This is a genomic window from Trichocoleus desertorum AS-A10 (assembly GCF_039962155.1).
In the GTDB taxonomy this organism is placed as follows: Bacteria; Cyanobacteriota; Cyanobacteriia; order FACHB-46; family FACHB-46; genus Trichocoleus.
The window spans coordinates 214,678-229,318 of record NZ_JAMPKN010000004.1 but is presented as its reverse complement, the minus strand read 5'-3'; the positions used below and the strand labels follow the sequence as shown (position 1 = coordinate 229,318).

Annotated in this window: 13 protein-coding genes; 10 read left to right on the top strand and 3 right to left on the bottom strand. The window is 50.0% G+C overall.

Annotation, left to right across the window (positions count from 1 at the left end; all coding sequences use genetic code 11):
* Positions 1-5: 5 nt before the first annotated feature.
* Positions 6-1,199: an alanine racemase gene (alr, locus tag NDA01_RS09470; protein ID WP_348227759.1), complete on the bottom strand. Its 1,194-nt coding sequence runs from the start codon at positions 1,197-1,199 to the stop codon at positions 6-8.
* 487 nt (positions 1,200-1,686) lie between these two features.
* Between alr and NDA01_RS09465 the strand changes: the two genes are divergently transcribed.
* The 9 genes from NDA01_RS09465 to nuoK all read left to right on the top strand — a co-directional run bounded on the left by NDA01_RS09465 (position 1,687) and on the right by nuoK (position 12,169).
* Positions 1,687-4,698 carry an adenylate/guanylate cyclase domain-containing protein gene (locus NDA01_RS09465; protein ID WP_348227758.1) on the top strand — a complete coding sequence of 1,004 codons (3,012 nt, stop codon included), beginning with the start codon at positions 1,687-1,689 and terminating at the stop codon, positions 4,696-4,698.
* Positions 4,699-4,784: 86 nt separating this feature from the next.
* On the top strand, positions 4,785-5,282 hold the full coding sequence (locus NDA01_RS09460) for an HNH endonuclease (protein ID WP_190435653.1): 498 nt from the start codon (positions 4,785-4,787) through the stop codon (positions 5,280-5,282).
* Between the two features lie 263 nt (positions 5,283-5,545).
* The gene (locus NDA01_RS09455) at positions 5,546-6,814 is read left to right on the top strand and encodes a DHH family phosphoesterase (RefSeq protein WP_348227757.1); all 1,269 of its coding nucleotides are present in this window, start codon (positions 5,546-5,548) and stop codon (positions 6,812-6,814) included.
* A gap of 60 nt (positions 6,815-6,874) precedes the next feature.
* Positions 6,875-7,372 carry a phosphohistidine phosphatase SixA gene (sixA, locus tag NDA01_RS09450; protein WP_348227756.1) on the top strand — a complete coding sequence of 166 codons (498 nt, stop codon included), beginning with the start codon at positions 6,875-6,877 and terminating at the stop codon, positions 7,370-7,372.
* Positions 7,373-7,532: 160 nt separating this feature from the next.
* Entirely contained in the window at positions 7,533-8,669 is a 1,137-nt protein-coding gene (locus tag NDA01_RS09445; RefSeq protein ID WP_348227755.1) for a citrate synthase, read from the top strand.
* A gap of 550 nt (positions 8,670-9,219) precedes the next feature.
* Positions 9,220-10,338 carry an NADH-quinone oxidoreductase subunit NuoH gene (gene nuoH, locus NDA01_RS09440; RefSeq protein ID WP_190435666.1) on the top strand — a complete coding sequence of 373 codons (1,119 nt, stop codon included), beginning with the start codon at positions 9,220-9,222 and terminating at the stop codon, positions 10,336-10,338.
* A 137-nt stretch (positions 10,339-10,475) separates the two neighbouring features.
* Complete coding sequence (ndhI, locus tag NDA01_RS09435) at positions 10,476-11,081, top strand: NAD(P)H-quinone oxidoreductase subunit I (protein ID WP_190435669.1); 606 nt, start codon at positions 10,476-10,478, stop codon at positions 11,079-11,081.
* Positions 11,082-11,121: 40 nt separating this feature from the next.
* Complete coding sequence (locus tag NDA01_RS09430; protein ID WP_190435672.1) at positions 11,122-11,790, top strand: NADH-quinone oxidoreductase subunit J; 669 nt, start codon at positions 11,122-11,124, stop codon at positions 11,788-11,790.
* A 73-nt stretch (positions 11,791-11,863) separates the two neighbouring features.
* On the top strand, positions 11,864-12,169 hold the full coding sequence (nuoK, locus tag NDA01_RS09425; RefSeq protein ID WP_190435677.1) for an NADH-quinone oxidoreductase subunit NuoK: 306 nt from the start codon (positions 11,864-11,866) through the stop codon (positions 12,167-12,169).
* 88 nt (positions 12,170-12,257) lie between these two features.
* On the opposite strand, the gene nblD is transcribed toward nuoK, so the two are convergent.
* Entirely contained in the window at positions 12,258-12,476 is a 219-nt protein-coding gene (gene nblD, locus NDA01_RS09420) for an NblD family protein (RefSeq protein WP_348227754.1), read from the bottom strand.
* Between the two features lie 72 nt (positions 12,477-12,548).
* Entirely contained in the window at positions 12,549-13,409 is an 861-nt protein-coding gene (locus NDA01_RS09415) for an alpha/beta fold hydrolase (protein WP_348227753.1), read from the bottom strand.
* Between the two features lie 198 nt (positions 13,410-13,607).
* Here NDA01_RS09415 and NDA01_RS09410 point away from each other — a divergent pair, with 198 nt between their 5' ends.
* Complete coding sequence (locus NDA01_RS09410) at positions 13,608-14,609, top strand: hypothetical protein (protein ID WP_348227752.1); 1,002 nt, start codon at positions 13,608-13,610, stop codon at positions 14,607-14,609.
* Positions 14,610-14,641 lie beyond the last annotated feature (32 nt).

Below are 14,641 nucleotides of genomic sequence, written 5' to 3'. Positions count from 1 at the left end.
GACACCTAGCTTTGTCCTACAGCGACCCGTGGCAAACGATGCTTAAACCCACAAAGAATTTCCCAAGAAATCGTGCCTAAGGTTGTGGCCCAGTCATCGGCGGTAATGCGATCGCGGCCATCCTGCCCCAACAGTGTCACCACTTCCCCAGCCTCCAGGTTGGGAATACCCGTCACATCAACCATGAGTTGGTCCATTGTCACCGCGCCCAACTGTCGCACCCGTCGCCCTCGGATCAGTCCAGTCAGTTGGTTGGATAAATTGCGCGGCACGCCATCCGCGTAACCGATTCCTACCACCGCGATCGTCATTTCTCGGTCAGCGACGAACTTGTGGCTGTAGCTGACTCCTGTACCTGGCTGGATTGTTTTCACTTGGGTAATTCGCGCCTTCACTTGCAGCGCTGGCTTCAGGTCTACTACAGGTTGCAGATGGGGCGCGGGATAAAGACCATACATTGCTAGGCCGACTCGTACTAAGTCATAGTGCAAATTTGCATCTGTCAGGGTAGCCGCCGAATTGGCGAGATGCAGCCGAGGTAAAGCTATTCCTGTGGCTTGCAGTTGGGCGATCGCGGCTTCAAATCGTTCCTGTTGCAACCGCATCACGGTGGGGTTAGGGCTATCAGCAGTCGCTAAATGCGAGTAAATGCTGACTATTTTTAAATGAGGTAAGCGTTCTACCAACTGCACAAAGGCGATCGCCTGTTGCCAAGGAGTCCCTAAACGAGACATCCCTGTATCGAGTTTGATATGGACAGGTAATGGTTGAGGTTGGGACATGTCACTCAGAGTTTCTGAGAACACCAGTGCCTGCTTGGGGCTACCTAACGTTGGTTGCAGTTGCCAGTGAGCGATCGCGCGGATTTGCTCTGGGCTGTAAGTCGCCCCTAAAACCAAAATGGGTGCTTCAATGCCTGCTTCTCGCAGGGCAATGCCTTCGGGAATTGTGGCGACTCCTAACCAAGCCGCACCATGCTGCAACACCGTCTCCGCCACAGTCACCGCACCGTGGCCATAAGCATCTGCTTTCACCACTGCCATTAGCGCTGTTTTGGGCGCTAGCAAACTCTTAAGCTGCCGAATGTTGTAAGCCAAGGCACTCAAATCTACTTCTACCCAAGCCCGCTCACACAGAGGTTCTCTCGGCACCTCACGTTGTATAGAGGCAGTTCTTAAATCTGGCTCCCAGCTCAACATATTCCTTCCCTCCTTCCACTCACACCACTTCAGCTCTACGACTCTAGGCACATCGTCCGAATAGACTTACCGCACCGTAGCGTTTTAGTCCCCACCTCGACCCTCTCTAAAGCTAGGAGTCAAGACGAGTTAATAAAATTTACCAGCAGTTTAACCAGTGCGCCGGATTGTCACAAGTTTGTCTGCACTATCCACCGATCAGCAGCACCATTCCGTTAGGACAAACAAAATAACTTTAAGTACAGAGCCTAAATGAAGAAGTTATGAACAAATTCAGCAGTTTTACTGAGACAAAGACACAGTTCAGGATATTGATTTGAGATAGAGGTAAACGTATGCTGAGTTTCCTCAGGCTTATACAGCGAGGCAAGCGAAATCATGGTTGAGTCTGAAGCTGCCGCCAGAAAGTATCAGAAGTTACTACATCTGAAGCGGAGAGAAATCTGATGCAAGAGTCAATAATGCCGAATTCTGTGAAGGGAATTCAATGAAACTGCGCCAGCGAACTCTGCTACTGATTAGCGTAGCTCTAGTAGGTCTGGTAGGAGTCCTCTACACTAGCTCCTCCACCATTTTGCTGGGTAGTTTTGCCAAGCTAGAAGCAGAAGATACGCAACGCAATGTCGAGCGGGCGATCGATGCCTTTGATGCAGAAATTGACAAACTGAACTTTACCGTTCATGACTGGGCTGAGTGGAACGATACTTATCAATTTGTGCAGGACGGCAACAGCACCTATCTCACCGCCAACCTCAACGCAGCCACGATCACCCGCCTCCAAGTCAACCTGATGCTCTACACTCAGCTTTCAGGGAAAACCATCTTTGGCAAAAGCTTCGACTCCAAAACTCAGCACCTCACCGCGATTCCGCCTAGCATTCAGAGCTACTTAGCAGCGCATCCTTCCCTGCTACAACCGCCTAGCGCCACCAATCGGCTAGCAGGGGTGGTGCTCTTGCCAGAGGGCCCTATGTTAGTTGCCTCCAGTTTAATCTTGACCGGGGAAGGCAAAGGACCGGCACAAGGCACTCTTTTGATGGGGCGCTACTTAGACAGCGCTACGGTTCAACGTCTGGCTAATATTACTCATCTTTCGCTCACGGCTTATCGCATTGATGCTCCGCAGCTACCTCCTGATTTAGCCACGGCTAGAACCAGCCTCAGCACTCAAACTCTTTCTGGAAAGGGCGATCGCATTTTTGTTCAGCCCTTAAGCTCAGAGGCGATCGCAGGCTATACCCTCATCAACGACCTCAACGGCAAACCAGCCATTCTCTTGCGCGTAGAGTTACCGAGACGAATTTATCAGCAAGGGCAAGCCAGCCAACGTTATCTGTTACTAACCTTGCTCATTATTGGTTTAGGGTTCGGCATTGGGACACTCTTACTGCTAGAGCGACTGGTGCTACGACGGCTAGGCCACCTGATGGGTGAAGTCAGCAAGATTAGCTCATCTAGAGATTTCTCGCTGCGAGTCGCGTCTCTCGGCTCCGATGAATTGTCTAATTTGGGGTCTGCGATTAACCAAATGCTAGAGGCGTTGGGCAAGTCCCAGTGGCAACTGCGTCACAGCCAGGAAAACTATCGGCTGGTGGTAGATAACATCAAAGAAGTGATTTTTCAAACTGATGGGGCAGGAGTTTGGCAGTTTTTGAATCCTGCATGGAGCAGGATCGCTGGATTTGCCGTAGAAGAAAGTCTAGGCCAACATTTTCTCAGCTACATTCACCCGGAGGATCGCCCCTACCATCGGCAGCAATTTCAGCGGTTGATGACTCAGCAAGCCCCGGACTATCGGGCTGAAGTGCGGTTGCTGACCAAAGACGGCAAGCTTTGCTGGATGGAGCTAGAAGCTCAAGCCACCTTAGATGCCAAAGAGCGAGTTGTAGGACTATCTGGTACGCTTCACGACATCACGAAGCGAAAGCAAGCAGCCACAGCCGTCCAATTACTGCAAAATGTCACTCAGGCAATTAGCGAAGCAGAGGACTTCGCCACGGCTCTCGAAGTCGCTCTCACCAAAGTTTGTGAAGCCACGGATTGGGATTACGGGGAAGCCTGGATTTCCTGCCCAGAGCGAGTTGCGTTGGAACTCAGTCCTGCTTGGTACAGCAATTCTCCAATCATGCGGGACTTCCGCCGCCTCAGTGAAGCTTTCACCTTTCCCTTAGGAGCAGGCTTACCAGGACGAGTTTGGCTCTCCAAACAACCAGAGTGGATTCAGGATGTTTCTCAGGAGGCGTATCAGCACTTTTTACGAGTGCACATTGCCCTAGAGGTGGGTCTCAAAGCAGGCTTTGGCGTGCCCATTACCGCAGAAGGTGAAGTGTTAGCTATCCTCGTCTTCTTTATGTTTGAAGCCCGGGAAGAAGACCGAGGCTTGGTGGAACTGGTGTCAGCGGTCGCTACTCAACTCGGCTCTGTTCTGCAACGCAAACGCGCTGAAGAAGCACTGCGCCTGGCGGAAGAAAAATATCGCAGCATTTTTGAGAACTCCTTAGAGGGGATTTTTCAAACTGCACCCAATGGCAGCTACCTCAGCGCCAACCCAGCCCTAGCAAGAATTTACGGCTATAGCAGCTCAGAGGATTTGATCGCTAACCTCACCAGTGCTGAGCAGCTTTATATAGAACCCGATCGCCGCACAGAATTTATTCTGGCTTTAGAACAAGACGGAGTAGTGTCCCGGTTTGAATCGGAAGTCTATCGGCGAGACGGCAACCTAATTTGGATTTCCGAGACCGCCCGAGCGGTACGCGATGCCAAAGGGAAACTCCTCTACTACGAAGGCACTGTTGCCGACATCACCGATCGCAAGCGGTTCGAAGCAGCTCTGCGGTTACAGCAAGCCAAGGCCGAAGAGTTGTTGCTCAACATTCTGCCCCCATCGATCGCGGAAAAACTGAAACAAAATTCTGGGGCGATCGCGGATAGCTTCCCAGACGTGACGGTACTCTTTGCCGACATCGTCAACTTTACTCAGCTTGCGGCTCGCATCTCACCCACTGAACTGGTCAATCTACTCAATCAAATTTTCTCTGCTTTTGACCGCTTAGCCGAACGCCACGGCCTCGAAAAAATTAAAACCATCGGTGATGCCTACATGGCTGTAGGGGGTGTGCCCATTCCCTGTGCTAATCACGCGGAAGCGATCGCCGAGATGGCCTTGGATATGCAGACCGCGATCGCCCAACTCAATCTAGAGCAGCACGAAATCTTTCCCATTCGCATTGGCATCAACACAGGCCCAGTCGTAGCAGGCGTGATTGGCATCAAAAAGTTTATCTATGATCTTTGGGGCGACACAGTTAACATTGCCAGCCGCATGGAATCGGAAGGTCTAGCGGGCTGCATTCAAGTCACAGCTAGCACTTACCAATGTTTGCAAGACAAGTATTTATTTATTGAGCGCGGCGAAATTCCGATTAAGGGTAGGGGAGAGATGAAAACTTATCTTTTGGTAGGTAGAAAAACCGCTTCTGGCATTAAGGCTGCCTAAGTTAGGCTTGATCCCACTAGTAGACGCGGCAGAGCAGATGTGAGCTGTGTTACTATCTGTGAAAATATTCTCTCTGTCAACCATCAATGAGCAAGGTTCTGGTGCTAAACGCCTCCTACGAACCACTCAACATTACGAGCTGGCGACGGGCGATCGTTTTACTTCTCAAAGGCAAAGCAGAACAGGTAGAACACAACGGCAAATGTGTCTACTCTGATTTTCCACTGCCAACGGTGATCCGGCTGCGGCATTATGTCCGGGTGCCTTACAAGGAAATTCCACTCACCCGACGAAATATCCTCCACCGAGATAGTCACTCTTGTCAATACTGTGGCTACACAGGTGATGACCTAACCCTCGATCATGTGATTCCGCGATCGCGCGGCGGGGATGACAGTTGGGAAAATATCGTGACTGCTTGTGTTCGTTGTAATGTCAAAAAAGGCAACCGCACTCCGAAAGAAGCCAATATGCCTCTAGACTATCCACCGCGCAAACCCCACAGTGGCCTTTACTTCGAAGTCACAAAGCATGTCAAGAACGGCGGACATCAGGAATGGCGTAAATATGTGATTGGTATCTGACCCCCGTGTGCAAGTAAGCGCGGGGTTTTTAATTGCTGATCTAGCAATCCCAGATGGGTTATGAGAGGCCCACCCCTCCCATTATCTATGGATGAAGCGCTGGTCTCTACTGCTTCGTAGATACTCTGCGAGCAGTATGTCGTTCTACGAGTTTTTTGCGAAGATCAGGGTGTACAGATCAACGGCTCAATCGCTGATTTCTGCCAGTTTGTAGCATTGCCGCGATTGGGATACGAGACTCCTAAACCCAACTTTGTGCCAGTATGTCGTCTAACTCGCTTAGGTCTCGCAACAATATCGTTCTAAACTCAGAATCAGCAGCAGAAACCATTGTGGAAGCCAAGTCTGTCGAATATCCAGCAGTTGAGTATCCAGAGGTTCGAGCCATCCCAAATGTTGGCGATCGCCAAGCCCAACGCGCGTTAGATTCCAAGGATCAAAAAGTAGAAGCGCTCCGCCAAAATTTAGAGCGGCATCAAGGCGAACGCCAGCTGATCATCCTCCAAGATTTTCCCGACCCAGATGCCCTCTCTTCGGCTTGGGCTTACAAACTGATTGCTGAGCAGTACAACATTCAATGTGAAATTGTTTATGCAGGGACGCTCAGCCACCAAGAAAATATTGCCTTAGTGAAGCTGACTAATCTACCTGTGCAGCGCTGGACGGTGCAGAGTACCAAAACCAAAGATTTATCGATTTACCAAGGTTGTGCCCTAATTGATAACCAAGGTACAACTAGCCAACTCCTGACACTAGTACAACAGGCAGGCATCCCAGTGACGGTAGTAATCGACCATCACAGCATGCAGGGTGGATTGAATCCAGAATTCTCTGATATTCGCCCTCATACGCGGGCAACAGCTACTATTTGCGCCCACTACCTCCAAGCAGGCTTGCTCAACCTTGACAGCAGCATTAGTCAGCATGTCAAGTGCGCGACTGCCCTAATGCACGGCCTGCGCTCCGACACCAACACCCTAATGCAGGCCCAAGAGGAAGACTTTCTTGCAGCGGCCTACTTGAGTCGGTTTTACGACACCCAACTGCTCAACGCAGTCCTTCAGTCAGCTCGTTCTAAACGGGTGATGGACGTGATTGAGCGATCGCTCCGCAACCGGATTGTGCAAAATAACTTCTCAATCGCTGGGGTGGGTTACCTACGCTACGACGATCGCGATGCTATTCCGCAAGCCGCCGACTTTTTGGTCACAGAGGAGAACGTCCATACTGCCATGGTTTATGGCATCGTCCACGATGAGGACGAAGAACTTGAAGTTGTGATTGGCTCCTTGCGAACGAGCAAGATCACCCTTGACCCCGACGAGTTTATTAAAGAAGCCTTTGGTCAAGATGCCCAAGGCCGTTTTTTTGGGGGTGGTCGCTTCACCGCAGGCGGGTTTGAAATTCCAATGGGATTTCTCTCTGGCTTCAACGAAAATGCTGAATACGCCAAGATGAAATGGGAAGTCTTTGATGCCCAAATTAAGCAAAAGCTGCTGCGGCTGGTGAATCCAGAAGATACTTTTATTTAGTTGAGCTAACCTCGCCCCAAACCCCTCTCCTGCGAGGGGCCTTGAATCGGAAAAGTTTCTATGTCTGACCTCTACATCATTCGTCACGGCATTGCAGCGGAGCGGGGCACCTATACTCGTGATGGGGAGCGCCCCCTAACCGAGGAGGGTCGTCGCAAAACTCGCCAAGTTGCCAATCGCTTGGTTGAACTCAAGCTGCAATTTGACTTGATTCTCACCAGCCCTCTGGTGCGGGCACAGCAAACCGCAGAGATTTTGCAAGCTGAAGGTCTCAGTTCTCGGCTGGAAGTGTCAGATTATTTAGCGCCTGATGGCAGCTTAGAAGCTTGGCTAGCCTGGTTTGACGAGTGGCAGCGATCGCACCCTAATGCTCCTTTGGCGATCGTGGGGCATCAACCTGACCTAGGCAACTGGGCAGAAACCCTGGTTTGGGGTCAAGCGCGGGAAGGGTTGGTATTAAAAAAGGCTGGAGTGATTGGGCTAACAATCCCTGGTTCGGGTCAGGCGATCGCAAATAGTTCTCTATTTTGGCTTAGCCCACCGAAGTTCTTGCTATAACACTTCCCTAGCAGTTTTCTGGTAAGTTAGCCTAAATATAGCGTTCACAAATTGGTTGTGAACTAGGGGTATGAGGGCACCGCTCTCACGCAGGAGTTCCACCCCTGCACCCTGTCGCCATATAACCTCAGTATGTCTTAAGCAACCGGACGGTAGAGCCATGTCTATCTGCGAGTATCGGCCAGGTCTAGAAAATATTCCTGCCACCCAATCCAGTATTAGTTACGTTGATGGTCAGCGCGGTATTCTGGAATATCGCGGTATCCGGATTGAAGAACTCGCAGAAAAGAGTACCTTCCTGGAAACTGCCTATTTGCTGATTTGGGGCGAACTGCCCACAAAAGCCGAACTCGATGCCTTTAAAGAAGAAATTCAGTACCACCGCCGTGTGAAATTCCGGGTGCGGGACATGATGAAATGCTTCCCGGAAAGCGGACACCCAATGGATGCTCTGCAAGCTTCAGCCGCTGCCTTGGGCTTGTTCTACTCTCGCCGTGATCTGCACAACCCCGCTTATATTCGGGCGGCAGCGGTACGGTTGTTAGCTAAGATTCCCACGATGGTGGCAGCATTCGAACTGATTCGCAAAGGTAACGACCCAGTCCAGCCCAGAGATGATTTAGACTACGCAGCTAACTTCTTGTACATGCTGAATGAGCAGGAACCAGATCCCCTAGCCGCAAGAGTGTTTGATGTGTGCCTGACACTACACGCCGAGCATACGATCAACGCTTCGACTTTTTCAGCAATGGTCACAGCCTCAACTCTGACTGACCCCTATGCAGTCATTGCGTCGGCTGTTGGCACTCTGGCAGGCCCCCTCCACGGTGGTGCGAATGAAGAGGTAGTTTCGATGCTAGAAGGAATTGGCTCTGTCGCCAATGTCCGTCCCTACTTAGATGGTCTTTTGGAGCGCAAAGCTAAAATTATGGGCTTTGGACACCGCGTCTACAAAGTCAAAGACCCCAGAGCCACGATTCTGCAAAGCTTGGCTGAGCAGCTATTTGAGAAGTTTGGTCGAGACAAATACTACGACATCGCGATCGAGCTAGAGCGAGCTGTAGAAGAAAAGCTGGGTTCCAAGGGAATTTACCCCAACGTTGATTTCTACTCTGGTCTGGTTTATAGCAAATTGGGCATTCCCACCGATTTGTTTACGCCTGTCTTTGCTATCTCACGGGTAGCTGGCTGGCTGGCTCACTGGAAAGAACAACTGGCCGAAAACCGCATTTTCCGCCCCACCCAGATCTATACCGGGACTCACGAAGCGCCCTACATTCCGATTGAAAAGCGCTAGTTGTTCTCCCTATCAACGCTATAACTTAGCTGCGATCGCCCCCTAGACCTCCTAGTGATGGGTCATGCCCCCCTTGCTGTTCGGGATCAAGCTTGTCAGGATAAGCAAAGTGACGATTTTCAGGAACTCCAGCCCTCAAGCGTGTTGTTTGGGGGTTTTTTGTATGGCAATTCCCAATGAGTTGTGAGAGGCGCATTCACGGAGAGTACGCCTCTCACAACTCGCTAAAAATTTTCTATGGAATCCATAGAGTTTTAGCAAATTAGATTTTTAGATGGGTTGAAGCGAGGGCAGAGCCGCCATCCTCAGTTAAAGATGCTAGGGGTTTAATAGGTACAACTTCTTATGGCTAAGACCGCTGACAAGCCCGTCCAGCGATATACTAGGCACTGTAGAAGTCAAACATTCTTCATAAAGAAACTTAAGTGATCAGTCCATTCTAGTTAGCTGCTGGATTGAGAATTTAGACAGCGACCACAAACTATGAAGTTGCCCACTCAGCAGCTTTTAATTTGGTTGAACGAACTCAGCGATCGCCATTATTGAAAACATGAATCCAGGAATTGACCTACAAGGAAGTTTTATCCAAGCGCTTGTGCAGCTAGGCTTACCCGCCGATGTTGCTAGACTCGTTTGGCTGCCCCTGCCGATGGTTGTGATGCTTCTAGGCGCTACCGTCGGTGTCTTGGCTTGTGTTTGGCTAGAGCGGAAAATCTCAGCCGCCGCCCAACAACGGATTGGCCCAGAGTTCATTGGTCCTTTGGGAGCCCTCGCTCCGGTGGCTGACGGCCTCAAACTAGTCCTGAAAGAGGATATTATTCCGCTCAAAGCCGACCCCATCCTGTTTACCCTAGGACCCGCGATCGTCGTGATTCCGGTGTTTCTGTCCTACCTAATCGTGCCTTTCGGACAGAATCTGTTAATCACTGACCTGAACATTGGCGTCTTTCTCTGGATTGCCCTCTCTAGCATTGCCCCCATTGGCTTGCTCATGGCTGGGTATGCCTCGAATAACAAATATTCCTTGATTGGGGGACTGCGGGCAGCCGCTCAGTCAATCAGCTACGAAATTCCCCTGGCTTTGTCGGTCTTAGCGATCGTGATGATGTCGAACAGCCTCAGCACGATTGACATCGTCAACCAACAAGCGGGCTACGGCATTCTAGGGTGGAATATTTGGCGGCAACCTGTAGGCTTCTTAATTTTCTGGATTGCTGCCCTCGCTGAATGTGAGCGCCTCCCCTTTGACTTACCAGAAGCGGAAGAAGAACTGGTCGCTGGCTATCAAACTGAGTACACCGGAATGAAGTTTGGCCTCTTCTATCTCGGTTCCTATGTCAACTTGGTACTCTCAGCCCTCTTCGTCGCTGTGCTATACCTGGGTGGTTGGGAATCCCCCATTCCCCTGGGTTTAATTTCCAACTGGTTCGGCATTAGCGAAACGACGCCTTGGTTGCAAATTATCACTGCAACTTTGGGCATCACCATGACCCTGCTGAAAGCTTATTTCCTGATCTTCCTGGCGATCTTACTGCGTTGGACAGTACCACGGGTACGAATTGACCAACTCCTCGACTTAGGATGGAAGTTTCTTCTACCTGTAGGCTTGGTGAACTTATTACTGACTGCGGCCCTTAAGCTCACCCTTCCCTTTGCCTTTGGTGGCTAGGTTGGGTAGCTAAACCTACAGCTTAAACAGCCTCGGATGAAGCTGGATATCGAATTGTTAGCCAACTGTATCCTGACTTCATCCCTCTCCCTTCAAGAAGCAAGCTCCATCCTTCATCCTTCAAGAACGGTGACTCCATGCTCAAGTTCCTCAAACAAGTTGGCGACTACACCAAAGAGGCGGTACAAGCCGCTCGCTTCATTGGTCAAGGCTTATCTGTGACCTTCGACCACATGCGCCGACGACCCATTACAGTCCAGTATCCCTACGAAAAACTAATTCCCTCTGAGCGGTTTCGGGGGCGGATTCACTTTGAGTACGACAAATGTATCTCCTGTGAAGTTTGCGTCCGCGTTTGTCCAATCAACCTGCCAGTCGTCGATTGGGAATTTAACAAAGAAACCAAGAAGAAACAGCTCAAGCACTACAGCATCGACTTTGGAGTTTGCATCTTCTGCGGTAACTGTGTGGAATATTGCCCCACCAACTGTCTGTCGATGACGGAGGACTACGAGCTATCAACCTACGATCGCCACCAACTGAACTATGACAACGTGGCTCTAGGTCGCTTGCCGTATAAAGTCACAGATGACCCAATGGTGACACCGCTACGAGAGCTGGTTTACTTACCCAAAGGTGTCATGGACCCTCATGATCTGCCCCCCGGTAGCCAGCGAGCAGGCCAGCGCCCGGAAGAGATTTCGGAACAGCTTGAGCAAAATTCTGAGAAGACCCAAGCGTAATTAGCTTGACGCGCATGCATTCTAAGGAGATCAAAGGATAGTGAATCTAGCGGAAGGAGTTCAGATTGTCTCATTCGGCCTGCTAGGTCTGATGATGATTGGGGCAGCTCTTGGTGTGGTACTGCTGTCTAATATCGTTTACTCAGCCTTCTTGCTTGGTGGTGTGTTCATCAGCATTGCTGGGCTGTACATTTTGCTGAATGCGGGCTTTGTCGCTGCGGCTCAAGTGCTTATCTACGTGGGAGCCGTCAACGTCTTGATTCTGTTTGCCATCATGTTGGTAAACAAGCGAGAAGACTTCAAGCCTATGCCCAACGCTTGGGTGCGGCAGGCACTGACCGGATTGGTTTGTGTAAGCTTGTTTGCCCTGCTCAGCACCATGGTGCTTTCAACTCCTTGGTCTCTCTCAACTGCGCCTGGTGCTGGAGATGATGCCATTGTAGTGATCGGAAAGCACTTCTTCAGCGACTTTTTGCTGCCGTTTGAGTTGGCTTCGATTCTACTGCTGATGGCTTTGGTGGGCGCAATTATCCTGGCTCGTCGTGAGTTCCTACCAGACGACACCTCCACTCCGCAAACCCAACGCCAAGTTTTCACCTTACAAGAACGGCCTAGAGAAACCGTTCCCGCTTTAAGTGGTGGCCGCATCAAATCATCTCAATCGGGTGCTGAAGGACCAGTGACCCCCAGCGATCGCTTAGATCCTTAACCTGACCCATTCAATGAATGGTGCTAATTTCTAAGCTTTTAGTTGATTCGTTTAGTCACCCGTGAGGAGATCTATGCAACTTGAATACTTTTTGCTGTTAGCGGCGGCTCTTTTCTGCATTGGCATTTATGGCCTCGTCACCAGCCGGAACGCGGTACGAGTATTGATGTCGATCGAATTACTGTTGAACTCTGTCAACTTAAATTTGATGGCGTTCTCGAACTACCTCGACTCCGCAGAGATTAAAGGTCAGGTATTCACGGTATTTGTGATTACGATCGCGGCAGCAGAGGCAGCAGTGGGCCTCGCGATCGTGCTAGCTATCTACCGCAACCGCGACACAGTGGACATGGAACAGTTCAATCTCTTGAAGTGGTAGTTACAGCGCATTCAACCGCGAACTGCCCTCCAAGTGTTCAATTAAAAAGCGATCGCTCTCCTAGCTTCAAAGAGGGCGATCGCTTTTTCTATAGTTCAGCTTGGTAGTAGTCGTTCGGTTTCATCTCTCCGACTGCATCTCGATCTTTGTTGATGCAGCCTGGTTTCTGAGTAAATTGGCAAACCCTAGCCCATAGCGTTGCCCTAGTCCCCGGTGGGCCGATAGAAAACAAGACGCGATCGCCAGTCGGAATTCTCAAAATTTTGACACCACAAGCAGAGCAAACTTCGGTGTTTCCTTGACTCATGACTTCGTTTTACCTTTGAAGGTCAGACCACTGGTATACAAGCTTTTCCGGTATAGTAAATCACCCTTAAGACTACTTCTTGGCTAAAAACTCACGCATGTACTGATTTACGAGCTGGGGCCGCTCTTGTTGCACCCAATGGCTACAGTCAGGAATATATTTAATCTGAAAATCTCTCACATATTGTTCTGTTCCGTAGGTGAGTTCTTTTCCTAGGGCCGTATCCTCCTCACCCCAAATCATCAGAGTTGGCACCTCTAGCACTCCCCAATCTGGCTTAAACAACCCTTGCTGAAAGGCGTTCCGATAATAGTTCAGCATGGCGGTGAGGGCACCTGGTTTAGCCACTGCCTGTTTATAGGTTTGTATGTCCGCTGCGGTAAAGGCATCTTTATGCACTGCCATCCCCTTAAAAGCTGCCTCTAGCGGTTGATAATCGCCCGCTTGGATCAGCCACTCCGGGAGCCAAGGTAATTGGAAGAAAAAGATATAGGAACTGCGGAGTAACTGCTGGGGCGTGCGGAGTCCTTCGGCGAACTTGGCTGGGTGCGGTAAGTTCAAGATGATTAGGCGAGCGAGCATTTCTGGATGGGCATAGGCAAAATTCCAGGCGATCGCGCCTCCCCAGTCGTGGCCCACCAGTACACACTTGTCGTACCCCAATTCCTGAATTACACCTTTGATATCTTTGATGAATTCAGCCATCACATAGGCAGATTGCTCTGGTGGCTTGTCGCTGTCGTTGTAGCCGCGCAGATCCAACGCTACGACTTTGTAGTCCTTAGCAAATTCCGGGATTTGTTTGCGCCAGGAATACCAAAACTCCGGAAAACCGTGCAGCATCAACATCAGCGGCCCTTCGCCTTGCGTCACATAGTGCAGCCTAATGCCGTTGGTTGCGATATATTCATGAGTCCAAGAACCTTCCAGCACACACGGCTCCTCTTAACCTAACTTCGCCCTTATAGTAGCTAGGGCAATTAGGGTTGGAAGCACTATCCCAAGTAGGAAGTCAGCCTCATCTTAGGCAATAAAAGGATTAGTTTTTAAGTTTCTTTGCGGATTCTGGAATCGGCAGGCATCGGTAAGAAGCCCTTCTAATATCTTCCAAAAGAATATTAAAAATCAGCCATGACTACCGATTACCTCGTTTTTGTGCATGGAGTGAACACTCGCGATCGCGACGAAACTCACAAGAATTACCAAAAACTGTTTGAAAATATCTGTCGCTCGCCGCAATTGCAAGGCAAAAATCTTGATCTCAAACCGATTTACTGCTTTTGGGGAGATGTAAACGTTGGACAAGAACAAGATTTAGTAAACACCCTGCAACAGTCTGACGATTTTAATCGGCTTTGGTTTAAAGACTTTCGTAAGGGCGATATCCTCCGATTTGTAGGAGATGCTGCCCTTTATATCAGCCGTTATATTGGCAGGCGAGTTGCCGATCGGCTATTGGATGATGCCTTAGAAGAGCTACAAAAACACGCTGACACGAAGCGCGATCGCGTTCACTTAATTACCCACAGTTGGGGCACCGTCATTTTATTTGATATTTTGTTTGCCGCCCGTTGGGATCGAGCAGATATTCCCGCAGCCCAAAACAGCGCCTTGAAAATCCGCAAATCGATTTTTGGCTTGGGTGATAATCGCGATGATGGGGTTCATCTCTCTAGCATTCATACAATGGGCTCACCCATCTCCCTATTTAGCCTGATGGATGTGATTGACGCATCTGAAGGCAAACCAGAAATGACCGTAGATGAGGCTAAGTCAATCAAGGGTTCTACCCATGACATTACCCCAGAACTCCAGCAGCTACTGGCAAAACTCTATGCAGAACGGCATGGCAGGAAGATGTCCTGGCGCAATTTCATTCATCCTGGAGATCCGATCGCCTATCTCCTAAATCCGCTGATGTACAACTTAGTAGATGGCAAAAAAGGATTTCTTGATCTCCAAGATGTGGTGATTCCAACGGTAGGCCCTCTAGACTTCCTGGCCCAGTTATTTAACCTGACTCCTGTCTCGGCCCCTTTTGCCGCACTACTTAATGGCGGCAACGCTCACAGTAGTTACTGGAGAAGTCACCAAGTAGCCAACGATATTGCTAAAGTCATTGCTCAGGAATGAAGACGTTGCTCAGCCGCCAAGCCAAGAGAATG

What these genes read in the sequence shown, in the direction of transcription:
- alr (WP_348227759.1), bottom strand. Translation starts at nt 1,199, where the DNA reads ATGTTGAGCTGGGAGCCAGATTTAAGAACTGCCTCTATACAACGTGAG.
- NDA01_RS09465 (WP_348227758.1), top strand. Translation starts at nt 1,687, where the DNA reads ATGAAACTGCGCCAGCGAACTCTGCTACTGATTAGCGTAGCTCTAGTA.
- NDA01_RS09460 (WP_190435653.1), top strand. Translation starts at nt 4,785, where the DNA reads ATGAGCAAGGTTCTGGTGCTAAACGCCTCCTACGAACCACTCAACATT.
- NDA01_RS09455 (WP_348227757.1), top strand. Translation starts at nt 5,546, where the DNA reads ATGTCGTCTAACTCGCTTAGGTCTCGCAACAATATCGTTCTAAACTCA.
- sixA (WP_348227756.1), top strand. Translation starts at nt 6,875, where the DNA reads ATGTCTGACCTCTACATCATTCGTCACGGCATTGCAGCGGAGCGGGGC.
- NDA01_RS09445 (WP_348227755.1), top strand. Translation starts at nt 7,533, where the DNA reads ATGTCTATCTGCGAGTATCGGCCAGGTCTAGAAAATATTCCTGCCACC.
- nuoH (WP_190435666.1), top strand. Translation starts at nt 9,220, where the DNA reads ATGAATCCAGGAATTGACCTACAAGGAAGTTTTATCCAAGCGCTTGTG.
- ndhI (WP_190435669.1), top strand. Translation starts at nt 10,476, where the DNA reads ATGCTCAAGTTCCTCAAACAAGTTGGCGACTACACCAAAGAGGCGGTA.
- nuoK (WP_190435677.1), top strand. Translation starts at nt 11,864, where the DNA reads ATGCAACTTGAATACTTTTTGCTGTTAGCGGCGGCTCTTTTCTGCATT.
- nblD (WP_348227754.1), bottom strand. Translation starts at nt 12,476, where the DNA reads ATGAGTCAAGGAAACACCGAAGTTTGCTCTGCTTGTGGTGTCAAAATT.
- NDA01_RS09410 (WP_348227752.1), top strand. Translation starts at nt 13,608, where the DNA reads ATGACTACCGATTACCTCGTTTTTGTGCATGGAGTGAACACTCGCGAT.